The sequence below is a fragment of the Paenibacillus sp. FSL H7-0756 genome (assembly GCF_038006765.1).
In the GTDB taxonomy this organism is placed as follows: domain Bacteria; phylum Bacillota; class Bacilli; order Paenibacillales; family Paenibacillaceae; genus Paenibacillus_AQ.
In genome coordinates, this window is record NZ_JBBOVT010000002.1 from 913,005 (window position 1) to 935,455 (window position 22,451).

18 protein-coding genes and 1 pseudogene are annotated in these 22,451 nt (G+C 52.5%); 5 read left to right on the top strand and 14 right to left on the bottom strand.

Annotation, left to right across the window (positions count from 1 at the left end; translation table 11 throughout):
• Positions 1-107 precede the first annotated feature (107 nt).
• Complete coding sequence (locus NST04_RS20545) at positions 108-731, bottom strand: lysozyme inhibitor LprI family protein (RefSeq protein WP_341185902.1); 624 nt, start codon at positions 729-731, stop codon at positions 108-110.
• Between the two features lie 220 nt (positions 732-951).
• Here NST04_RS20545 and NST04_RS20550 point away from each other — a divergent pair, with 220 nt between their 5' ends.
• Together NST04_RS20550 and NST04_RS20555 are read left to right on the top strand one after the other, a co-directional pair.
• Positions 952-1,788 carry a TrmB family transcriptional regulator gene (locus NST04_RS20550; protein ID WP_341185903.1) on the top strand — a complete coding sequence of 279 codons (837 nt, stop codon included), beginning with the start codon at positions 952-954 and terminating at the stop codon, positions 1,786-1,788.
• Positions 1,785-3,035, top strand: coding sequence for an MFS transporter (locus NST04_RS20555; RefSeq protein WP_341185904.1), 1,251 nt, complete (start codon positions 1,785-1,787; stop codon positions 3,033-3,035). The genes NST04_RS20550 and NST04_RS20555 overlap by 4 nt, the downstream gene beginning before the upstream one ends.
• Positions 3,036-3,151: 116 nt before the next feature.
• Here the strand turns inward: NST04_RS20555 and NST04_RS20560 are convergent, their stop codons facing one another.
• A complete protein-coding gene (locus NST04_RS20560; RefSeq protein WP_341185905.1) occupies positions 3,152-3,616 on the bottom strand; it encodes a phage tail protein in 465 nt (154 codons plus the stop codon).
• A 26-nt stretch (positions 3,617-3,642) separates the two neighbouring features.
• Complete coding sequence (locus NST04_RS20565) at positions 3,643-4,128, bottom strand: GyrI-like domain-containing protein (RefSeq protein WP_341185906.1); 486 nt, start codon at positions 4,126-4,128, stop codon at positions 3,643-3,645.
• 97 nt (positions 4,129-4,225) lie between these two features.
• On the opposite strand from NST04_RS20565, the gene NST04_RS20570 reads away from it, so the two are divergent.
• Positions 4,226-5,188: a helix-turn-helix transcriptional regulator gene (locus NST04_RS20570; protein WP_341185907.1), complete on the top strand. Its 963-nt coding sequence runs from the start codon at positions 4,226-4,228 to the stop codon at positions 5,186-5,188.
• Positions 5,189-5,568: 380 nt separating this feature from the next.
• On the opposite strand, the gene NST04_RS20575 is transcribed toward NST04_RS20570, so the two are convergent.
• Positions 5,569-9,150, bottom strand: coding sequence for a glycosyl hydrolase 53 family protein (locus NST04_RS20575; protein ID WP_341185908.1), 3,582 nt, complete (start codon positions 9,148-9,150; stop codon positions 5,569-5,571).
• A gap of 177 nt (positions 9,151-9,327) precedes the next feature.
• Here NST04_RS20575 and NST04_RS20580 point away from each other — a divergent pair, with 177 nt between their 5' ends.
• Positions 9,328-10,503, top strand: coding sequence for a serine hydrolase domain-containing protein (locus NST04_RS20580; RefSeq protein ID WP_341185909.1), 1,176 nt, complete (start codon positions 9,328-9,330; stop codon positions 10,501-10,503).
• 108 nt (positions 10,504-10,611) lie between these two features.
• On the opposite strand, the gene NST04_RS20585 is transcribed toward NST04_RS20580, so the two are convergent.
• The 8 genes and pseudogenes from NST04_RS20585 to NST04_RS20620 all read right to left on the bottom strand — a co-directional run bounded on the left by NST04_RS20585 (position 10,612) and on the right by NST04_RS20620 (position 19,119).
• Positions 10,612-11,523 carry a glycerophosphodiester phosphodiesterase gene (locus NST04_RS20585; RefSeq protein ID WP_341185910.1) on the bottom strand — a complete coding sequence of 304 codons (912 nt, stop codon included), beginning with the start codon at positions 11,521-11,523 and terminating at the stop codon, positions 10,612-10,614.
• 132 nt (positions 11,524-11,655) lie between these two features.
• Positions 11,656-13,102: pseudogene (locus NST04_RS20590) on the bottom strand (MDR family MFS transporter).
• Positions 13,103-13,490: 388 nt separating this feature from the next.
• A complete protein-coding gene (locus NST04_RS20595) occupies positions 13,491-14,582 on the bottom strand; it encodes a PRK06851 family protein (RefSeq protein WP_341185911.1) in 1,092 nt (363 codons plus the stop codon).
• A gap of 170 nt (positions 14,583-14,752) precedes the next feature.
• Entirely contained in the window at positions 14,753-15,463 is a 711-nt protein-coding gene (locus NST04_RS20600) for a Crp/Fnr family transcriptional regulator (RefSeq protein ID WP_341185912.1), read from the bottom strand.
• 47 nt (positions 15,464-15,510) lie between these two features.
• Positions 15,511-15,693 (bottom strand): rubredoxin, encoded by a 183-nt coding sequence (rd, locus tag NST04_RS20605; protein ID WP_036693846.1) that lies wholly within the window; start codon positions 15,691-15,693, stop codon positions 15,511-15,513.
• 32 nt (positions 15,694-15,725) lie between these two features.
• Entirely contained in the window at positions 15,726-16,937 is a 1,212-nt protein-coding gene (locus NST04_RS20610) for an NAD(P)/FAD-dependent oxidoreductase (protein ID WP_341185913.1), read from the bottom strand.
• Between the two features lie 16 nt (positions 16,938-16,953).
• Positions 16,954-18,192 carry an FprA family A-type flavoprotein gene (locus NST04_RS20615; RefSeq protein ID WP_341185914.1) on the bottom strand — a complete coding sequence of 413 codons (1,239 nt, stop codon included), beginning with the start codon at positions 18,190-18,192 and terminating at the stop codon, positions 16,954-16,956.
• 222 nt (positions 18,193-18,414) lie between these two features.
• Positions 18,415-19,119 carry a class I SAM-dependent methyltransferase gene (locus NST04_RS20620; RefSeq protein ID WP_341185915.1) on the bottom strand — a complete coding sequence of 235 codons (705 nt, stop codon included), beginning with the start codon at positions 19,117-19,119 and terminating at the stop codon, positions 18,415-18,417.
• 198 nt (positions 19,120-19,317) lie between these two features.
• On the opposite strand from NST04_RS20620, the gene NST04_RS20625 reads away from it, so the two are divergent.
• Entirely contained in the window at positions 19,318-20,466 is a 1,149-nt protein-coding gene (locus NST04_RS20625) for an epoxide hydrolase family protein (protein WP_341185916.1), read from the top strand.
• A gap of 90 nt (positions 20,467-20,556) precedes the next feature.
• Here NST04_RS20625 and NST04_RS20630 read toward each other — a convergent pair whose 3' ends face one another.
• Together NST04_RS20630 and NST04_RS20635 are read right to left on the bottom strand one after the other, a co-directional pair.
• A complete protein-coding gene (locus NST04_RS20630) occupies positions 20,557-21,990 on the bottom strand; it encodes a M56 family metallopeptidase (protein ID WP_341185917.1) in 1,434 nt (477 codons plus the stop codon).
• A 9-nt stretch (positions 21,991-21,999) separates the two neighbouring features.
• Positions 22,000-22,374 (bottom strand): BlaI/MecI/CopY family transcriptional regulator, encoded by a 375-nt coding sequence (locus NST04_RS20635; protein ID WP_036693854.1) that lies wholly within the window; start codon positions 22,372-22,374, stop codon positions 22,000-22,002.
• Between the last annotated feature and the right edge of the window lie 77 nt (positions 22,375-22,451).

Sequence of the window (22,451 nt, forward strand, 5' to 3'; positions counted from 1 at the left end):
CGGGTAAGCTGGGATCCAATATATGGTATTTATGAAGGATCAGCCATTCAAATGGTCAAAAAAGAGCGCAACGGCCCTCCTTACGAGAGAGTCGCTGCGCTCTTTGATTACTTCATATACAATTCCACCAGCTTATAACAACGTTCCTTCGTCACTGAGGCCAAGGTCGCCGCGTACTCCAGCCCCTCCATCGTTCCGCCCTTATATTTGGCAGCCGCTTCCTCTGCTGCTTTATCGCGTTCCTTGATCCAGCTTAGCTGCTCCTCTTTCAGTTTCGCCATATCGGCTTCGGGAAGCTGCACTTTAAGCGCCTGGTAGATTTCATTCAGCGCCTTGTCCCAGCGCTCATGCTCCTTGGAGGCCGCCTCCTTCATGTCTGCCGTTACACCGCTGTCCGACAGAGCCTTCAGATCGCCAAGACCCGCTTCAATCTGATCCAGCTTGTCAAAATAGGTCTGCCGCAAGGGTTCCCCCGCCACCGCACTGGCCTTCGGCGTGGTTTCCGGTGCGGCCGTCTGCGCTGGTGCCTGTGCCGTAGATTCCGGTGCAGGCTCTGCGGTAGCCTCTGCTGCCGGTTCCGGCGTGACTTCCGATGTAACCTCCGGGCTTGCCGTCGCTGCTTGTCCGGTCTCTGGAGTAGCCGCCGTACCGCCATTTGCCGCCTCGTTATTGCCGCAGCCAGCCATTAGCAGACTGGAGATGAGCATGGTAGTAAGAATTGCTTTTCGCATAAGTCCTCATCCTGTCATTGGTTTATAGTCGAGACTGTTCCTAAGCTGTCTTAAGGGTTATTACCTGATTTCACCCGGGTGTAATCATTTTTGTGAGAGTTCCGGTGCTGCGGCCGGCCGGATATTGCTGCTTGACAGTACTTTAAGATCGGAGTAGTATTTTGAAATACTTCTACATACAACGAAGCATTTCTTACTCTCACTGAAAGGCGGTTCATTCATGATTGAAGCATTACGCAAGCTCGGCTTATCCGATCTGGAAGCCCGCTGTTATCTGGCGCTGCACGGCCAGCCTCCCTCCTCGGGCTATGAGGTCGCCAAGCAGGTGTCCGTGTCCCGGTCCAATGTATACGCCGCGCTGCGCAGTCTCGCAGATAAAGGAGTCTGCCGGACAATCGAAGGCGAGCCGGTTACCTTCGCTGCAATTCCAGTCCGGCAGGTCGTTAAGCTGCTTCAGGCAGAATTTGAGCGCACAGTCCGCCTGCTGGAGAACGAGCTGACCCACCTGCCTGCCGCACCTCCCTTCTTCAGCAACTGGAAGGGGGACGCACAGGTCGATCTGGCGGTAAAGCGGCTTGCTGCCAATGCCTGCTCGGAGATCCTGGTAGATATCTGGGCGGAGGATCTGTACCGGATAGAAGACACGCTGCTTGCCGCCGAAGAACGGGGCATTGCCGTCCACCTGATGGTGATAGGTGACATCCCTACAGCGCTGTCGCGTGTCATTGTACATAGCGTACCCGCAGGCGGGCCGAAGACCGCCCGGAACTTCTCGCTCCTGCTGGATAAGGAGATCTCGCTTCTGGGCAGCTTCACCCGCCATTCGCAGGCTTCGGCGCTGGAGAGCAACCATCCTGCTGTGCTGGATGTCCTTCAGACGTCTTATTATCACGATGTCGTGATGATGCGCGTAGAGCAGGATTTCGCCCTGGAGCTGGAGGCGCGTTATGGCAGGAATTACTCCTTAATATTCCAGGAACACCCAGAGATGCGCGGGCGGAAGCCAGCCCCCGAACTTGAACCGAGTCCCGGTCGCTTGGAGGATGACACCCATTGAATACACCGAATACACCGGATATGAAAACTCCACGCCCGTCTGTACTGCATAACCGCTCCTTCCTGCGCCTATGGATCGCGCGGATCTTCTCCACCAGTGCCTTCCAGATGCTGTCGGTGGCGATTGGCTGGCAGATGTATGCGCTGACCGGCAGCGCCTACCAGCTTGGACTGGTCGGGCTGGCCCAATTCCTGCCCATGCTGCTGCTGACATTGCCTGCCGGACAGACGGCAGACCGCTATGACCGCCGAACCATTGTGTTCCTGTGCCAGCTTACAGAGTGCCTCATCGTGCTGATGCTTGTCCTCGGCAGCATTGAGGGCTGGCTCAGCGCGGTCCACCTGCTGGCAGCCGCAGCAGTGCTAGGTGCGTGCCGTACCTTCGAGAGTCCGGCCTCGGCAGCGCTGGTGCCGGACATTGTGGATCGGGAGCAGCTCCCGAAGGCAGCAGCCTGGTCCGCGTCTGCTATGCAGACGGCGATGATCGTCGGCCCGTCCCTCGGAGGTGTCCTCGTGGTCTGGGGTACGGCTGCCGCCTACATTGCCTCGCTCGCCGCACTAATGGTATCTACTGTGCTCATTTTCTTCGTTAAGACCGTCCACTTCGTCAAGAAGCTGGACGCGGTCAGCATGGACACCTTCCTCAGCGGCCTGCGGTTTGTCTTCGCCCGCAAGATTATCCTGGGTACAATCTCGCTGGACTTGTTCGCTGTACTGCTTGGCGGGGCCACGGCACTGCTGCCGATCTTCGCCGAGGATATTCTGAAGACCGGTTCGCTCGGTCTTGGCTTGCTGCGCTCCGCCCCGGCGGTAGGTGCGATCATCGTCTCGCTTATCCTGACCCGCTATTCGGTGGAACGGGCCATCGGCCGGATGCTGTTCGCCTCGCTGGTCGTCTTCGCCCTGGCAACGATGCTGTTCGGCATCTCCCACAGCTTCTGGCTGTCCCTGTTCGCGCTGGTTCTGATCGGCGGCTCGGATGTCGTGAGTGTCGTTATCCGCTCGACACTGGTGCAGGTCAACACCCCGCAGGAGATGCAGGGCCGGGTGAACGCAGTGAATTCGTTATTCATCGGCACCTCGAACCAGCTTGGAGAATTCGAGTCCGGCACCATGGCCGGGCTGGTCGGGGCTGTGCCTGCAACCGTGATCGGCGGAGTTGGCACCCTGATTATTACCGTGCTCTGGATGTACCGGTTCTTCCCGGTCCTCCGCACCCAGAAGACTTATACCGCAGAGGAGATTTGAAAGACATAAGGGGCTGCCAGTTGGCAGCCCCTCTTTAAGAACTTATATGGTTTGGGGCCCCCGCAAAGTACCTGAATAAACTTCCAAGCTTAATCTTCACTTTATGGGGATTTTTATTAGTACTCTCCCTTAATCACAAAAAACGATCCCCGGATCGTACCGGCAATCTTCGACTTCTGCCGCGCGAACTTGAACTTGTCCTCCAGCTCCTTCGGAATCTCCATCCCCTCCGAGAGCTTGAATCCGACTGCCCGCTTCTTGGGATCATCCACTGTGTACATCACGTTAAGCGCAAGACCATCCTCATAGAAAACGTAGGCGAACCGGATATTCTCCACCTGGAACTGTGACGTTTGGAGTGGCTTGGCAGCAAACTCAAGGCCCCGCTCCTTGCTCAGAATCCCGTTCACGTAATCCAGCGTCTCCTGGCTTTCACTGGCCGGAACGACTGTGAATTCATGCTTATACTTGTTCATGAAATAACGCGCTTCATTCGCACGCAGGCCTGCCAGCGCCTCAGCAACAGGCGACGACTCCAGACCTTGCACAGACACCTCTTTGAAATCAACTGTATATGCCATAGTTAGTTATCCTCCATTACATTACTTTAGTTTCTGACGACAGGAATCCACATTTCACCATACAGCGAACCGTCCCGGCTGCCCATCTCCACAGCCGTATTCGGCCCGCCCACGTAGGCGTATCCTTCAGCTTGCGGCAAAGCTTGTCCGAAGGCCAGGCCCGTCACGGTATTGCTTAATTCCTCCGTTGTCGCTCCTTCGCCTGCCACTACGAGATATTCTCCCTTCGGAAATTGAATCACCCGTGCTTCCTGCGGAATCTGTGCACCTGCGCTTGCCATTACCCCGGCATAATGCATCATTTTTCCGTTCACCGCTTCGTTCACGACAAACACATAATCATTCGCCGCAATCCCTTTTAACAGGTCGCGCCTGCCATCTTCACTGACTGCCTTCCAAAAATCCATCTTCTCCTTATAAATTCCGGCATAGTCCGTGTAGTCACTCTTAAGATCAACACCCAGACCAATCACTGTAAAGCTGTCTTTCTCTTCAATAGTATATCCTGCCATTGTCATATCCCGCCTTTATTCATATTTGTGTTCCTCACCTGCTATGTATATGATAACCTTAAATCATGTCAAAAATTGAACCTGTTTAGGAGCCGCGATGAAAAAAGTAGAACGGATCAACATCATCATGCGGTACATTAACAATCGTGCCCATTTTACCCTGACGGAAATCATGCAAGAATTCAATATTTCGCGTTCGACCGCCCAGCGGGATATCCGGGAGATTGAGGCGCTCGGAATGCCGCTGGTTGCTGAGGTGGGCCGGGATGGCGGGTATTCCGTCATGCGTAACTCTATCCTTCCGGTGGTCCGGTTCACGGATAACGAGGTCAAAGCGCTGTTCATTGCCTTCATGGCGACAAGAAACGGCCAGCTTCCTTATCTTAAGAGCCGCCAGTCGCTGACGGAAAAATTACTGGGGCTTATCTCAGAGAATCAGCAGGAGGAGCTTGTTCTTCTCAATCAGATCCTGCTGTTCGAGGGCACCCATCCGGGCAATCCTGATTTGCTCGACCTGTCCGACCTCCCCCACCCTATGCTGGACAAGCTGATCCGGCTCCTGCTGGCGGACCGTTATTTGCTAATTACCTGTCGGGAGGAACAAACGAACAGGTCTTATTCTGTGTATCTGTTGCGTCTCTATCAGGAGAAAAGCCTGTGGCTCATCGAGTCCTTCGACCTGGACGCCTCCAGAAAACGGATCATCCCGGTTGACCAGCTCACGGATGTCATCCCCTCCCCCGAACCCAAGAGGCTAAGCGCGAAAAAAATCCAAGAGAAGGTAAGCAAGCAGCAGGTGAAGAACAACCTTGTCCTGGAGCTCGGTGCCCGGGCCATTGCCCAATACCGGAAATATCACCCGTTCAGGGTGACGCTGTCCTACACTAACCCCTACCAAACTACCGCTATTCTGAAAATGGAAGTCGAGGTGAACCGCACGGAGGAGCTGAAGGAAATCACAAATTGGTTGTTATTCTTGGGAGATGATCTTACTATGAAGGAAGTTCCGGAGGAAGTAAGAGCGGAGCTGCAGGCTAGAGTAGATCTGTTTCAGACCTAGGAAGCGCGCGGCCCGCCTACTGTTGCGTTCGCCGCGACCCAATGTAATCGGTTTTTCGACTACATTTCGGCCGTTCGCCTTCCTGCTGCCCAATGTAATCGGTTTTTCGATTACATTGCGCCCGTTCGCCTTCCCACTGCCCAATGTAATCGGTTTTTCGATTACATTGCGCCCGTTCGCCTTCCCACTGCCCAATGTGATCGGTTTTTCGACTACATTCGGCCCGTTCGCCTTCCCGCTGCCCAATGTGATCGGTTTTTCGATTACATATGGCCTGCTCCTTCGCAACCGCACGATCCCATGCCAGTAAAAAGAGCAGCGCTCCATTACAGGAAGATCGCTGCTCTACTCTACTATTACTTATGCTGTTACTCTTCAGCTCACTGATTCAGCAGCAAGCTCAACACTTTCGCACTCTCCGCGCGAGTTGCATAAGCTTGGGGCTTGAAGGTCCCGTCCGGGCTGCCTGCAAGGAAGCCCAGTGAACTTGCAGCACTCACGGCTTCTTTAGCCCAGCTGTCAATCTTAGCCGCATCGGCAAAAGCTGGCAAAGTATCCGCCGGGACTGGGCTTCCCGAGCGAAGCTCGTAAGCTCGCACAAGCAGCGCTGCCATCTCTTGGCGCGTGACCGGCGCTTCTGCTGCGAACCGGCCGGCCGCATCTCCCTTCACGATTCCCGCTTCATAAGCGGCTGTCACATCGGCCGAATACCACTTGCTGCTGGTTACGTCAGCGAACGAACTCATGCCCTCCGCCTTCAGCCCAAGCGCGCGTACAAGCATCGTAACGAATTCGGCACGGGTTACTTCCCGCTTCGGCGCGAAGCTGTCCCCGCCGTTGCCTGAGATAATATGCTTCGCTGCCAATTCACGAACCGCCTGATAGGCCCAGTGCCCCTGTCCCACATCGGCAAAGGTCTTGTCATACTCGAGCACAGCATACTTGCCGGATTGCGGCACCTGTACAGTCATCAAGCTCTGTTCGCTGGTTCCGCCCACATATTCAATCGTCCCGTCATCTGCTACCGCGTACACACCAGCCAGCTTCGGATTGCTGTTCGCCTGAAGCATCAAGCGAAGCGTAACAGGTTCCGCGAAGGAGGCCAGCGGAGTCTTAACTCCTTGCTGATTCAGCATAGACAGACTCAGATTGAACATTTCTCCGGCTGTTCTCAGTTCAGCTTCACTCTTGGTTTTCGCCTGCAGAGTCCAGGCTGCTTTTTGCTCCGCAGACCATGGAGTTACTCCGACGGAGATCATGCTGCCATTCGCTGAGCTTCCAGCCAACGCTTGAAGCTGCTCAACAACCTTGCCTGGAATCTCTACAGCTACTGTCTTGCCTTCAACCTTCAGGGTGGCTACTCCTGTAAGGGCTGTGGCATCAGTAGGAATCCTTACTTCGCTCTGCCCTTCGGCCATTGGAATCACAATCTGGTTCTGGGCATTCACCTTCGGCTCCGTTACAGTCAGAATCTCCGGCTGCGGCGTGGCCTGCGGTGCAGCTGACGCTTGGGCTGTTGCCAGCGGAGCTGTCCAGCCTGAACCGGAGCCCGTTCCTGGTGCCGTAGCCGGGCTTGGTGCCGGACTGGCTTCCGCACTTGGCGCAGGATTCTCTTCCGTAGGTATCACCGGCTCCGTTGCCGGAGGTGTCACCGGCTCTGTGACCGGGGGTGTTACAGGTTCTGTTCCCGGAGGTGTTACCGGCTCTGTTGTTGGAGGTGTTACAGGTTCGCTTGGTTCACTCGGCTCATTGGGTTCACTTGGCTCACTTGGTTCGCTAGGAACCTCAGGTGCAGTTGTGCTATTACGCACGAAGGTCACCTCTTGCAGGTAGCCGTAATGATTATCCGAGTCTGTGATGACCTTGAAGCCCAGCGATGCACTTCCGTCTTCCCCGATGTGCACATGCTTCAGCGTCAGAGTCCGGGGCTTCAGCCAGGCACTGCCTGAATAGGTAACCGGTACTGAATACGTCTGCCCCTCGGAGATCACATACATCACCGAACCGGGAGAAGGCTCGCCCTTGTCCCCGAAGATTTTGGCCTGGAGGGTATAGGTTCCCGGCTCCAGTCCATTAATTTCATGAGTAAGGCTGAAGTTAACTGGCTTGTCATCCCCGTAATCGAAGCCGCCTGAAGCATTGCTGTCACCGAAGGTAGCGGGCTTGGTGCCGCTCAGATACCAGTCGGACTTCGCGCCGTTCACTGTGAGATTATTGGTGCTGACGGCTCCGGCTTTTTTGACCAGCTTGAAGTCATCAATATTCCCCCACTTATCTCCCGCATATTTCAGATTAGCGCCTAGTGTCAGCGTTCCATCTGTAACTTCAACGGTATCAATGGTTGGATTACTCCACTGCTGCCAGCCTGTGTTGACGAACGGCTGCTTCTGATTGCCCGCAAAAATTTCTGCCGTCTCTTCCCCGCCGTTACCCGAGACCCAAGCAGATAACTGATAGGTACCATTCTCAAGTCCGGTGACCGTCTGGGAGATTTGGAATTCCGCAGCCCCTGAGCTCCAGTAGTGCAGTGCAGCCGAACCGGAATGGGCATCTGACTCCACATTAACCGCTGTGCTGTCGCCGCTTACGGTCCAGCCATTCAGCCCGTCCTCGAAGCCTGGATTCTGAATGAAGCTGGTGCTTGGCGAGACTGTAATCTCAGTTGAATCTGTGAATCCGCCGTCATACGTAACCGCTGTTACGGTAGAGGTCCCGGCAGCAAGCCCGGAGATCGTTCCTTTATACTTGTCTACCTTGACGATGGCTTCATCAGAGCTGGTGAAGGTCAGCCCCTTATAGGTTGCATTTCCCGGGCTGATCGTTGCCTTGACGCTGCCGGTTCCGCCTACTTCAAGGATAGCGGTCTGCTTCTCTACTTTTACCGACTGAACCGGCACCCGGTTGATTGCAGAAGCACCTTCAATAAAAGCATCCATCGCGAAGGAAGGCTTTCCGTCCGGATTCCAGGCAGACAGTCCATAGCCGAAATAGACTCCCTCGGGTGCCCAATAGAACACGCCTGTTCCCTGGCCGCCAGGTACAGCCTTCACGCCATTCTGCACAGCAACCAGCATGTTATACACATTATCTGCACTCTTGCTGACATCGCCGCCCACCTCGACGACCATAACCTCCTTGCCGTATTTTGCAGCCAGAAGATTCATGTTGGAGGATAGTTCATTAATAGAAGAAGTGTAGATAGAATCCGGGTAATAGGATAACCCGATGATGTCATAATCACTGTCCTTAAGCCCTGCTTCGACCAGACCGGCATAGAAAGGATCTACACCGCTATCTGCTCCGTTGGCTCTGTGAATAATGATTTTGGTCTCAGGAAAAACCGCCTTGGCCGCATGTGATCCCGCCTGGATCAATTCCACCAGATTCGCCGTATTGCTATAGCTGCCCAGCGGATGCATCATACCGTTATTAATCTCATTGCCAATCTGCACCCATTCGGGGGTTACCCCCGCGGTCTTCAGCGCCTGCATCACCTCTGTGGTATACTCCGAGACATGCGCCTTCAGCTGCTCCAGATTATCGCTGGCCCAGGCTGCCGGAGTAACCTGCTTCCCGGGATCGGCCCAGGAATCACTGTAGTGCAGATCGACCATCACCCGGAACCCGAGAGCGCTTACACGCGAGGCCAGCTGAACCATCTCTTCGGTGCTGTTATGCCCGTTAATCGGATCATCGGATGGATCGACGAAGGCCCGGAGGCGTATGGAATCAATGCCGTGATCCTTCAGAATCTGGAGCAGGTCCGCTTCGTCTCCCTGATCGTTATAGAATTTGTAACCCTCAGCTTCCATTTGCGGCAGCCAGCTGACATCTGCGCCCTTGGCGAAGGATTGCGGAATAGGAACCGCTCCAGCTTGTGCCGGTAATCCAAGTGCAGTCAGCGACATGATTAGCATTGTAAAAGTAAGAACCGCCGCAAGCCATCTTGTTCTCTGTTTCAAAATATTACCTCCCCGTGATAGTCTCTCTGTTAGTATAGATGACCAGGGAGGTAACATTGAATTAAGCAAAGCAACGAAAACCTATACTTATTCAATTTTTTCACTGAAATGCGCTTACATTTCACTCTGAAAGACGTATAATATTCTCTATGTGAAAATATCAAAGGAGACCTGGAGATGCTGGATTCAAACACTACCCGTCTAATCACCAAAGCGATAAGCGCAAGTATTACCAATAAGGAAATTGCCGGTGCGAACTTCATGGTGATTCAAAATGGACAAGAAAGCTGGTATCACGAAGACGGCTTTGCCGATATTGAGGCTGGGCGCAAGATGTCCAGAGATTCGATCTTCCGCCTATACTCGATGACGAAGCCGGTTACTGCCGCAGCCGTTATGCTGCTCCTGGAGCGCGGGGAGATTGACCTGTTCGATCCGGTTAGCCAGTACATACCCGGATTCAAGAATCAGAAGGTAGGAAAGAACGGCGAGCTTGTGCCCGTAAGCCGTGAGGTTGATATTAACGACCTGCTGAACATGACCTCAGGTCTGGTCTACGGCGGAGAAGACTTGGCGGGTCAGTATACGGAGGCGTTGTACCAGGAACTGAACAGCCGCCTGCTTGGCACGAACCCGATGGGCACCCTGGAATTCGCTAACCGGCTGGGGGAGGGTCCGCTGGCGTTCGAACCGGGGTCCTCCTGGCAGTATGGAACCTCTGCGGATGTTCTCGGTGCAATAGTTGAAGTCGTCAGCGGCATGCGGTACGGCGAATTCCTGCAACAGGAGATCTTCAGTCCGCTGCAAATGAATGATACCGGCTTTTGGCTGCCCGAAGACAAGAGGAGCCGGCTGGCATGCGTCTACCAGGATGACGGTGAAGGCGGATTGACACCGTTCTCGGAGAGTCACCTTGGCGTTAACCATCATATGGACCGGGAGGCGGCTTATGAAGCAGGCGGAGCCGGGCTGGTCTCAACGATTGAGGATGCCGCCAAATTCACCACCATGCTGATGAATCAAGGCAGCTTGAACGGGGTGCAGCTGCTGAAGCCCCGCACCGTTCAGTTTATGACCTCGGCCAGCTTGACCAGCTGGCAGCAGCAAGGCTTCAATCCCTGGCATTCGCTGCAAGGCTACAGCTACGGCAATCAGATGCGCGTCCTGACCGATCCGGGTCAAGCCGGAGGACTCGGCAGCCTGGGAGAATACGGCTGGGACGGCTGGCTGGGAGCTTACTTTGCCAATTGTCCGCTGGAAGGCCTGACCATCCTGTTCATGATCCAAAAGAAGGACTCCGGTACCCTGCCCATTACACGCAAGCTGCGGAATATCATATTAAGCTCATTTTAAGCACAACGTTAAGGGTCCAGTCTTTGTCCGGCTACACGGACAAGAACTGGACCCTTTTTCTGGACTTTTTATAGTAAATGAGCGGCTCTGTTCCCCCATCCTCTGCTCCTACCATTTGGCATTTGCCCTGTTGGCGGCAATCACTTCAAGGAAGCGGTCGGGATAGTTCGTGTGCACTCCGTCCACTCCCCAGGAGTAGGCTTTATCCATATTGAGCTGGTAGTTCACCGTGTACGGGATAATCTTCAGTCCGGCCCTCTTCACCTGGGCTACATAAGCTGCGCTGATGCCCTGGAAATTGGGGCTGATGCCTACGGCATAGGTCTTCACGGTATCCAGATAGGACTGAGTTACCCTCGTAGCCGCATAATCATTCCAGACCAGCTGAAAAAGCGGAATATCCGGGTTGATCGCATGAAGCTTCCGCAGACTGGCTGCGCTGAAGGAGTGGACGGATACCCTTTTGGCAAGATCATATTTCAATACCGTTTCATTCAGGATCGCTTCTATTCCGAACTTCGGGGCAGGCTCCTTGATTTCGATAACATAGTTCATGTCCTTGCCGAACATCTCAAATACTTCTTCCAGAGTGGGAACGGTAAGCCCTGCGTATAGATCCCTGGCGAACATCGGGAACGCCTGATTGAACCAGGTGCCTGCATCGAGCTGTTTGATCTGCTCCAGGGTCATATTCTTCACAAAGCCTTTGCCGCTCGTGGTACGGTTAACCGTCTCGTCATGTATCACGACAGGAATCAGGTCCTTGGTCAAATGGATATCGAGCTCAATCGAGTCCGCACCCATCTCATGCGCCAGCTCGAAGGCCGGTATCGTATTCTCAGGAGCATAACCGGACGCGCCGCGATGGGCAATCGTATAGACTTTGTCCGCCGGCTCGATAATTTCCTTCACCTTCACCCGGATGACCGGAGAATACGCGTACAGTGTGGAGAACAAGGAAATACACAATACAATATGCACTCCGATAAAATAACCCTTATGTCTGAATATCTTCGTCATGCTGTTGTCCCCATTTGTGTGTGATAATAAGATACTCTATTCAGAATGGGCTAGCCGTGACTCACGAGAGTGTTTGGGCTTCCATCTTGAAGCTTATCTATCGTATCAAACATATGGAGCATATACAATCGGCTACTTCTGCTCCGTTATGTGAACACGTCGCAAGAAAAGAGAGATGACGAAACCTATAATCGCAATAACAATCGCAAAATCAAACACATGCTGTACACCTGCTGTCAAAGCAAGCGCGGTATGAGCTGGGTCCGCCAGGTCCGCCGTTTGCTTCAGAATATTGCTCATGCCTACGGACATGATACTTACGGCAACCGCTGTGCCGATCGCACCCGCAACCTGCTGTAACGTATTCATAATTGCACTACCATGCGGGTAAAGCGAAGGAGGCAATTGGTTCAGACCATTCGCCTGTGAAGGCATCCAGACCATGGAGATCCCGATCATCAAGAAGGTATGCAGCACAATGATTTGGGTTAAGCTTGTCGTTGTCGTAATTCCTGAGAGAAACCAGAGCACCACGCATATCAAGGCCATACCAACGGGAACAACCCATCTCGGCCCAAATTTATCGAATATTCTACCCATAACCGGTTGTGTAATCGCGTTCACAATCCCCCCCGGTCAACAAAACAAGTCCGGCAGAAAAAGTGTTTAGCCCGAGACCTCTGATCAAATACAAAGGCAGCATAATCATGGCTGACATCATCACTATTACGGCAATCATAAGCATAACAATGCCAAACGTGAACATGGGCTGTTTGAATGCCCTCAAATCCATCATCGGCTGCTTCATTCGCAATTGCCGTACCGCAAATATTACAATCGCCAATAGGCCGACAATCATCGGTATCACGACCTTGGGCGCTCCTAGTCCTCCTTCTCCGGCGCTGCTAAAAGCAAATACAATTCCGCCGAAACCAAGCGTGGATAAGATGAGCGAATAAACATCTATTTTCGGCTTGGTAATCGTCGTTATATTTTGCATATAGCGTATTCCAAACAGAAGAGAAAAGGCCAAAACCGGAAGAGTCAATCCGAAAATCCAGTTCCAGCTAAGCTGCTCGATCAACAGACCGGAAAGGGTAGGTCCGACAGCAGGAGCAACCACAAGAACAAGCCCGATCAGCCCGTAGGTCGTCCCCCTCCTCTCAGGTGGAACTATAACCAGCACTGTGTGAAACATCAGCGGCAGAATAAGCGCTACGCCCGCAGCTTGAATGACCCGTGCAATCATGAGTAACTCAAATCCCGGGGAAACGCTCGCTACCGCTGTGCCGAATAAATCCAATAGGAGCGAAGCCGTGAACAATTGTCTGGTTGAAAACCATTGGAGTAACACCCCGGATACCGGAACCAATATGCCGAGGGTCAGTAAGTAACCCGTCGTCAGCCATTGGGCCGTTGCGGCGGTGATATGAAACTGGTCGATTAAATCGCTGAGCACCACGTTTAAAGCTGTCTCGTTAAACATCCCAATAAATCCGCTTATTAGTAAGGCTGTCATGATCGGTATAACTTTATATTTTTGCACCACATTAGGCTGTACTTCTGTCGCTGCTTGCATATTATCCACTCCTAAAGTTAAAATTTCATACCACAGACTTTATAGGTATACAATGTCTTTGATAGACTGAAAAAAAGAAGTGTTATGTACCTATATTCGATTCCCGCACATGGGATCATTTCATACTAACTTTTAAATACATCCATCTTCTCACTCTCCTTTTGATATCCGTTTTGCCGGCCTTCATTGATAAGTAGCTCAAACAAAGACTTTAGGTGTCCATAATAACTTTTATGTTTCATTACGTCAAGGATAAGTATAAGCGTCTGCGGCAGGAGGGCAGTCAGCCTCTGCTCCTTCTTCCATATACAAAGAAAGAGGCTTACTATGCGGATGGCGAATACCTCCGCTGAGTAAGCCCCAAGGCTGGTTCAGATCATTGTACCTGCTAAGAGAGCATACTTGCCAGTTCTGTGGAAATCCGGTTCCTGGCCGCATCCGCCACGCTAAAATCCATTGCTGCGATATATATTTCCTTTAATTCTTCCCGGTGCATCTTGGCTTCGGCCAGCGCGGCTATCGCGGTTTTCATTGTGGCCTTGTATTGTGCGCTTATTTCCTCTAGCGGACCGGCGAGGCGCTCATCCGTTCCCGGTGCAACAACGATTTCATACGTATCGATGATTACATCTTCTTCCCGCTCCGGGTAATATTCATGCGGGCTGGTGCTGTCAAATATCGCAAAGTCAAGCTCACGCACAATAACCATATCCAGACTGTTAGGATCAAATCCGCAATGATAGATTTCCGTATCAAAGCCCCTCTTTTCCGCCTCAGCGGCGATTTTGCGGAGTATGGTTGATTTGCCTGTTCCGGCCCGGCCTTTGAGGAAGAAGCGTCTGGATACCCCTTCGGTCAAATTAGGTACAAAGTCGACCGATCCTGCCGGCGTTGCTGCGCCCAAAAACCGGTGCTTCACGTCAGCATGCCTCTGAAGCTGCGCTTCGCCAAACAACTGTTCCAGCATCCGGGCTGTTAATTGATCCGCCTGGCCGAAGTCCATATGCCCGAAGTACATCTTTTCCCATTCGTCATGAATGTTCAGGGCCTCTGCAAATCTGCTGTACGCTGCCTCATAGGCACCCGCAGTCTTCCGGTTAAGCTCCTCAATGATCTCCCTTTGGCCGATAAGCGCTGCCGAGTCCCATGCTTCTCCCAGGTTCACATATTCCCGAGCCGCTCCGGGAGCCTTGGGCTCGATCACACGGGGCGCAGTCCCGTCAACAATGCCCACGCCAAGCGCCGGAATAATCACCCCGTCAATGGAATCCTTATCGGATGAACAATGGATCAGCTCAATTGGATAACCCCGCTCCGCCCATTCCGTGCCGATTGCTTTCATCAGCGAGGATTTGCCTGTACCGGGACCGCCTTTCAAGATGAATATCCGCCGGAGTCCTTGAAGATTCGATTCGAACAAACTGTAGAAGCCAAGCGCCGTATTCCCGTCTGCAAAATATCTTAAAATTCCCGCAGCCATACACCCACTTCCTTTCCCGTTGCCGCCTGATAGGCTTATAACCATACAATATGCGTCAGGTATTTGTAAGGTTCCAGCAGGGGCGGGAATTAACCTCCGATCCGCGTGAAAACGGCATTCCCATCATATAATGACAGGAATGCCGCTCTTATGTCGTCTAAAAGCTTCCTCTAAAAGCCCACATACTTCTCCACACCGGCCGGGTCCATGACGACCATCTGCTTGTTGCCGATCAGCTTGATCAGGCCAGAATCCTCGAATCTGGAGAACTTCCTGCTGATCGTCTCCCGGGTCACTCCGACATAACTGGCCAGCTCTTCGCGGGACAGCGGCAGGTCGATATGAACACGTCCGCCGCGCGGCTTGCCGTATTTCTCACTCAGCTCCATAATCATATAAGCGATCCGGATTTCCGGGTCTTTGGTCGCCAGGCTCTGTGCCAGATTCTCGGTGTGGGCGAGGCGTTTGGTTACGCTGGAGAGCAGGCGCAGGGAGATGTCTGGATTCTCGGTCATGATCTGCTCCATATCGCTGCGGGTCAACAGGCAGATATTGGTGTCTTTCAGCGCATACGCACTGAAGTTGCTAAGCTCGCCGCTGTTGAAAATACTGAGTTCTCCGAAGAAATCCCCGTTCGTCAGGATATGTAAAATCTGTTCCTTCCCTTCGGGCGTGAGCTTGGATAATTTCACATGTCCCTGCTGAATAATGTACAGCGTATCGGACGGCGCGCCTTCGAGAATGAGCGGCTGTCCCTTAGTGAATTTGCGGTGCTTAATCATGGCGCTGATCCGGGTAAGATCCTCATCGGTCAGCGCGGCAAAAATCGGTACCTTGCGTGTACAAGGTTCTGCGGCGTGCTGGCAGGAATGCTCTTTCATACCGATTCCCCCTGTAATGTGAAATGTGAAGCCTTAGCTTTAATCCTCTATTGGGTAATTGTGTTCTTCTCTTCTACGGGTACAAAGTGGCTGGTGTCCTCACCGCAGACCGGGCAGACCCAATCTTCCGGCAGATCCTCGAACGCTGTTCCAGCCGCTACATCCTCATCAGGATCACCTACCGCCGGGTTGTAGATGTAGCCGCAAGGGGTACAGATATATTTTTTCATCGTAATCAGCTCCTGTTATTATAGTTAGGGAATTAATTCAATACAGCCTGCGCTTCCGCTATAATCTCTTCGATGCTCTTGCCGTCAGCACTTCCGCTCAGCCGGACGCCTTGCTCAACCGCCGCCTTGTAAGCCAGCGAAGCCGCAGCGCCCTGCCAAGACAACGCCCCGACAATGACATGATCCTTCACAAAAATTCGTGTATACGCCCCGTTCTCTTCCCCGCATACTGACTCATCGCAATTCCGCTCATCGGTGTTGCCGATGGAGAATAAGGACACCCCGAACGCATTGAACAAGGTCACCGGCACCGCTCTGCGGTATACACTCCGGGCTTCAGCCATATTGCTTCCTGCGATCTTGCCCTGTTCCATCGCTCCGCCCCACAGGCCTTCGACCAGTCCGCCGAACTCGGCAACGTCACCCGCTGCATAGATATTCGGAGCACTTGTCTGCAGATGTTCATCCACAATGATGCCGCTGCGCACCTTAATATTCGAACCGTCAACCAGAGCAGTATTCGGAACAATCCCAATGGAGTAGACCACATGGTCACACGGGAAGCTCGTGCCGTCATTCAGTGTAACTCCAGTGACAACCTCTGTCCCCTCGACGGAAGCCACGCACGCTTGAAGAATCACCTTCACCCCGGATTGTTCAAGGGTTTCTTGCAGATGCTTGGAAGAGTAGCTGTCCAGCTGTCTGCCCATCAGGGCAGTTGCGTATTCAACCACTGTTACCGTATACCCTGCTTCGTGAAGCGCCCAGGCGGTCTCAATCCCCTGCACCCCTCCGCCGATGACGGTTACGCGGCTGCCTTCCTTAAGACTGTCCTTCAACCGGTCAGCGTCAGCCAGCTCCCGGAGGGTGTGTACGTTAGCAAGTCCGGCGCCCTGGATGGTTAATGCGCGGTTTTTCGCCCCCATACAGAGCAGCAGCTTATGGTATTCCACACACTGGCCGCTCTCTGTCTCTATCGTCTGGCGCTCCGGGTGGATAGATACGATGCGGGTGGACGACTGTACGGTGATGCGGTTATCGCGGTACCATTTCTCCTTCTTGATCAGAACCTTCTCGCTGTGCAGGTCGGTGAACAGGCCCTTGGTCAGTTTGATCCGGTTATACGGCAGGCCGCTCTCTTCCCCGATGATCGAGATTTCCGAGTCCGCGTCCTGATCGCGGATCGCTTTGGCGGCATGGACGGCGGTTACACCGCCGCCAACAATTACATAATGCTTCGTCATGTTCGCTTCCTCCTCCCTAGATTGAACTGAGCAGCAGATCCGAGACAAATTCGGTTGCATGCTTAATCTTCTGCACCTTCTCAGGCTCTCTTGGGGAGAATCTTACCCGAACAGGGAACTCTACATGGGTCATACCGGTGGTTTTGATAACCTCAGCGGTGCTCTGCACAGTCATATTCGTTCCGTTCAGATAATCCTGAATGACCTCGATCGCTTCACCGCTCCAGCCGTAGGAGCCGAATGCCGTAGCGAGCTTACCTTCCAGATTCATCTCCTGCATACCCTTCAGCACTTCCTCCAGGTTACCGATCATATCTGCATACTTCGTGGAGCTGCCGATGAAGACGGCGTCTGCCGATTCGATGCTGCGCAGGATGTCCGCAGTGCTGCTTTTATCTGCGTTCCAGACTTCTGTCTCAATATTGTTCTCCTTCAGGCAATTCTCAATGATCGCGGCCATCTTCTTCGTGCTGTTTTTGATGGTGGTATAGACAATGACAGCCTTCTTGCCCTGGGTGGTCTCCCGGCTCATGGTGGCGTACAGCCCGATGAACTTAGGAATGTCCTCGCGGATCAGGAACCCGTGGGAGGGTGCAATCATGCGGATCTCCAGATCCTTCACTGCTTCCAGCAGCGTTCTTACATATCTTCTGTGCGGGTGGATAATCGCTGCATAATAGCCTTTGTAATCTTCCGTGATATCGAAGCCTGCTTCATCGCTGAACAGATGCTCGGCAGCCACATGCGTACTGAAAATATCGCAAGGGAACAGGATTTTGTCTTCCACACAGTAAGTAATCATCGTCTCTGCGGTGTGGAGGTACGGCGTTTCTTTGAACAGCAGGGTTTTGCCGCCGATATCCAGCGTGTCCCCGTCCTTCACCACCAGGAAGTTGCGGCTGTGCAGCTTATACATCTCCTGCAGCTCCGGCACAGCGATCTCAGTGCAGACAATCGTAGCATTTAGGGCCTGTGCCGCCAGTGCTGCCAATCCGCCAGAGTGGTCAGGCTCGGTATGGTTAATGACAATGTAATGAATATCCATAAGATCAATCATACCGGCGAGACACTCGGCATATTCACGGCCGAATTCCATATCCACGGTATCGATGACGGTCGGCTTGCCGGTTTTGAGGAGATAGGAATTATAGGTGGTGCCCTTGGCAAGAATCAGGCGGTGGAACGGAACTTCACGGTTGTCTATTTTGCCTACCCAGTGGATGCCTTCGGCGATTTGTCTGGTTTGTGTACTCATTAGTGGTAGCCTCCAATATTTGATTGATAATCCTTATCAGCAACCTCATTCTATTACGCCAGCCGCTGCAAAAGGAGGATTCAAATCAAATTTCGGAAGTTTGTGAATCCTTTCATTTGGCATACTCTTAATGTAGCCTAATTCACGGAAGATGGGGTGCGTGTGGTCACAGGCAGGGAGGAAAAGTCTAATTTCTATCAAAAAAAGCCAATCTCTATAAGATCAGCTTTTTTGGGCAACAAAGGTGATACAATCAGAGGTCAGCTTGACGGGCTGCCCGTTTCTGTTAATCTCAAATGCTAAGGATTTTACGACCAGCTGCTCTATCTCCCAACCGGCAAACTGCTGATTTAATAATTCAATCATTTTTTCAGTAGACAGATTCACTTCAAACATGGGGTCCAGCTCTTGCTTATTCTCTAGCAGCATTTCCCGGATATTGGACGCGATGATAATACAATTCGTCCCGCCTGCTCTTGTCCCGGCATTCATTTCACTCAGTTTCTGCTCCAATACCTGTGTCGAGCCCACATGTTCCAATGAAGATACGGCCACGATAATATCATATTCATTTGGTTCAATAGAGAAGTGTTCAATATCAGATAGAACAGGTACAATGTAAGGCTCGACACCGAACTGCTGACTGTAGCTCTTCAGCTTCGCTATGGCTGACTCCAGCAAGTCTACACATACAACTTTTCCATTCACAGGCTTAATCGATTCGGCGATCGGAATGCTATTCCGGCCAACTCCAGCTCCCAGATCCAGTATGCTAATGTATTCTTGATCCTTATACTGATTGATAAGATTAACGACTGTTGTAACAGGTTTGTGCAGCCAGGAGCCTGGTTCGAATAACTTGTTGTTATCGTAACAGTGATCATGATACAGCTTCTCTTCGGATCTGATCTTGGCTAATCTGTCCATTCCCTCACCTCGCGCTTTTTTACGTAAAGTACTTCTCCAGGAATGTGCATTTCCCCTCCGCCAGCTTCAAGAATTATTCGAGCTTCATACTGTCGAAGAGATCTATTTGGGATTCGTTTTATTGACATGTAACCTTCCTTCTGGTGGTATAGTTGTCATATAGATGCTGTAGTTAATACTCTGAGGGAGAGATCATTGATGGCGATTGAACGTTTTGAAATCCGTGTGGCTGATGAAGTTCTTGAAGATCTGAGATACAGACTGGAGCATGTTCGCTGGCCCGATTTGTTAGAGCCGTCTGACTGGGACCGGGGAACAGATCAGGGATATCTGCGGTCGCTCGTTACCTATTGGCGGGACCAGTTCGATTGGCGCGCCCGGGAAGCGGAGTTGAACCGCCTATCCCACTTTCGCTGTAATGTTGATGGGCTGGATATCCATTTCGTGCATGAACGCGGCAAAGGCCCTAATCCCTACCCGCTCATCCTTACACATGGTTGGCCGGACAGCTTCTTGCGTTACGAGAAAATCATTCCCATGCTTACAGACCCGGCGAGTTACGGCGGGAATCCTGAGGATGCCTTCGATGTGATCGTGCCTTCCGTGCCCGGGTTCGGCTTCTCGAACGGACTGAAGCGCACGGGCATCAGCAATTCCCATATCGCCGGGCTATGGGCCACATTAATGACCGAGCATCTGGGGTACCGTAAATTTGCTGCGGCAGGCGGAGATGTCGGCTCCGGTGTGACCCGGTATCTGGCCTTCAACCACCCTGAACTGCTAAGCGGAATTCACCTAACTGACATCGGTCTGATCAAGAATCTGCTGGCGGTGCAGGATAAGTCGGGCCTGACGGAAGAGGAGCAATTGTATATCCGAAACACCTCACAATGGATCGCCGAGGAAGGCGGATATATGCAGATTCAGTCGACGAAGCCGCAGACGATTGGCTATGGACTCACCGACTCCCCTGTCGGCTTGGCAGCTTGGATCATTGAGAAATTCCGGGCATGGAGTGATTGCAAGGGAGACTTGCGGCAGAGCTTCAGTGACGATGAATTGCTTACGAATATTATGATCTACTGGGTTACGAATACAGCGGGCTCGTCTGCGAATCTGTATTATGAGAATACACATACTTTACCTCCCCTGGGCCCGATTGAGGTGCCTACAGCGGTAGCTCTATACCCTGGGGATGTCTGTCTACCGCCTAGAGCATGGGCTGAAAGCAATCTGAATATTACACGGTGGACCATGATGCCCCGCGGCGGACACTTCACTGCGATGGAAGATCCGGGGCCGCTGGCGGATGACATCCGTGAATTCTTTAGACCTTTAAGAGATTAGAACGTGTTTGTGAAAAAAATCAGGGGCAGCTTCCCAAGTGGAAGCTGCCCCTGGCTGTGATTATATCCCGGCAGGCTAAATGCCGGATGATTACTTAGAAGGTGCTGGAACGCTCTCAGCAGGAGCCGGCACTAGCTCGGGAAGCGCCACTACAATGGCTTCTTTCTGGTCAGGGACCGGGGCAGGGGCAAGCACGGAATCAGATTGGGCAGCACTTGCTTTTGGCACAGTTACAGGAGCACTTTCAGCTGGGGATGCTACAAGCTCAGGCAGCGGCTGCGCAGTGCTGTCTGCTTGAGCAGCTCCGGGAGCCACTTCAGCGGGAACCGTTACAGAATCAGCAGATTCAGCGGGCCCAGCTACGAGTTGTCCTGCTTTATATTGCTGGACGGGGATGGTACTACTCTCGGCAGGCTGGATTCCAGATACTTGAGCTGGCTCGGTTATTCCTCCTTCTGACGATTTAGAAGGAGCTATTTCGGAAGCGGTTGTTCGTGAATCCTCATTCTGCGTGTCCGCCACCACCTGCGGTGTAACCCTGGATGCTAAGGCAGCGGTAGAGGTGCTGATCCCTGCGATTAACAGGGCTGCGGCTACCGATAAGAATAGAGTTTGTCTGTTCAGCTTTTTGACGTTAAGCATATGGATTAATCTCCTTTGTAGTTGTTTGCCGTCACCGGATAGTAGGGCATAGAATGCTCCGGGCCGGTTTGTTGGTCCTGCCATAACACTCAGAATCGTTTCGCCATAGCGTTTGCGCTCCGTATGGGACATGTTCTGGACCACCTCCTGGTCACAGGCCAGCTCGCTCCAGGTATGAAGCCCGTTCCGCAGTGTGTACACGAGAGGATTGAACCAATGCAGCGCACGGATGGCCAGCAGCAAAGCCTTGAACCACAGATCCTTGCGCTTCAGATGAACCAGCTCATGGCGCAGCACCATCTCCATATCCAGATTGTCAGGACTCTGAACAGGCAGATAGATCACCGGTCTCCACAGACCGGCCAGAAAAGGACTTCTTGCGGCAGGAGTGTACATTAACCGGACACTGCTTGTGAGGCCAAGCTGCTCCTTGACACTCTTCAGCAGAATCGCTGCACTACTATCCTCCGGTACGAGGGTACGGGTACGTTCAAGCGCTCTGGTAAATCTGCGGTAAGCATAACACTGCCAGGCGGCAAAAGAGACCGTCCCTGCTGCCCAAATGCCCAGAAGGATAAAGGCGGTACTTGTTGTTAAAGTTAATGTTGCAGGCCGGAGGGATTCAACTATATTCCCGGTTAGTCCGCCAGTCTGCGTATTCTGTAGACTTGTTGCTACATGCGGTGTACTCAGACGCGCTGCTATCCGCAGCAGAACAATAGCTATCGGGAATAAATAGAAGAACAAGGCCAGCTTAATGAGTCCATAACGCCACCTGGCCGGAACATGCCCGGTCGATAGTCTCCCCAGCGCATGGATGCTGAGAGTCACTACACTTCCGGCAACGGTTAACGTGATCAGCAGGTTTAGCAAGGTATTCATCGTCATCACCTACTTTTCCGAGAACCATTGCTTCAGCTCATCAATATCCTGGTCCGACAGCTTGTCACCGTCATACATGGCAGAGATCAGATTCTTGACCGAACCCTGATACAGCCCGTCCAGGACATGCTGAGTCTCCACCAGCTTATAGTCCTCAGGCGAAATGCCGGGCACATATTTGTTGAGCCGCCCATGCCGGGTAGCCGTCAGAAACCCCTTATCCACTAACCGTGACAAAAAGGTAGAAATCGTCTGCGCCTTCCAATCCCTACCCTTATGCGCGAACTGGTTCAGCAGCTCCGTTGAAGTAACTGGCGGCGTACTCGCCCAAATGGCTTCCATTAACTCTAATTCTGTATCCGATAGCTTCTGAATCTTGTTCACCGTGAACACCTCGTATGTCTGTTATGCGTCCATAACATTATTACTACACTACGTAGTAGTTATAATCTACTACAGAA

Coding starts and splice junctions, on each gene's coding strand:
- NST04_RS20600 (WP_341185912.1), bottom strand. CDS start 15,463: ATGAAAGAGCATTCCTGCCAGCACGCCGCAGAACCTTGTACACGCAAG.
- NST04_RS20625 (WP_341185916.1), top strand. CDS start 19,318: ATGGCGATTGAACGTTTTGAAATCCGTGTGGCTGATGAAGTTCTTGAA.
- NST04_RS20580 (WP_341185909.1), top strand. CDS start 9,328: ATGCTGGATTCAAACACTACCCGTCTAATCACCAAAGCGATAAGCGCA.
- NST04_RS20565 (WP_341185906.1), bottom strand. CDS start 4,128: ATGGCAGGATATACTATTGAAGAGAAAGACAGCTTTACAGTGATTGGT.
- NST04_RS20595 (WP_341185911.1), bottom strand. CDS start 14,582: ATGGCTGCGGGAATTTTAAGATATTTTGCAGACGGGAATACGGCGCTT.
- rd (WP_036693846.1), bottom strand. CDS start 15,693: ATGAAAAAATATATCTGTACCCCTTGCGGCTACATCTACAACCCGGCG.
- NST04_RS20585 (WP_341185910.1), bottom strand. CDS start 11,523: ATGACGAAGATATTCAGACATAAGGGTTATTTTATCGGAGTGCATATT.
- NST04_RS20550 (WP_341185903.1), top strand. CDS start 952: ATGATTGAAGCATTACGCAAGCTCGGCTTATCCGATCTGGAAGCCCGC.
- NST04_RS20610 (WP_341185913.1), bottom strand. CDS start 16,937: ATGACGAAGCATTATGTAATTGTTGGCGGCGGTGTAACCGCCGTCCAT.
- NST04_RS20620 (WP_341185915.1), bottom strand. CDS start 19,119: ATGGACAGATTAGCCAAGATCAGATCCGAAGAGAAGCTGTATCATGAT.
- NST04_RS20630 (WP_341185917.1), bottom strand. CDS start 21,990: ATGAATACCTTGCTAAACCTGCTGATCACGTTAACCGTTGCCGGAAGT.
- NST04_RS20560 (WP_341185905.1), bottom strand. CDS start 3,616: ATGGCATATACAGTTGATTTCAAAGAGGTGTCTGTGCAAGGTCTGGAG.
- NST04_RS20545 (WP_341185902.1), bottom strand. CDS start 731: ATGCGAAAAGCAATTCTTACTACCATGCTCATCTCCAGTCTGCTAATG.
- NST04_RS20615 (WP_341185914.1), bottom strand. CDS start 18,192: ATGAGTACACAAACCAGACAAATCGCCGAAGGCATCCACTGGGTAGGC.
- NST04_RS20570 (WP_341185907.1), top strand. CDS start 4,226: ATGAAAAAAGTAGAACGGATCAACATCATCATGCGGTACATTAACAAT.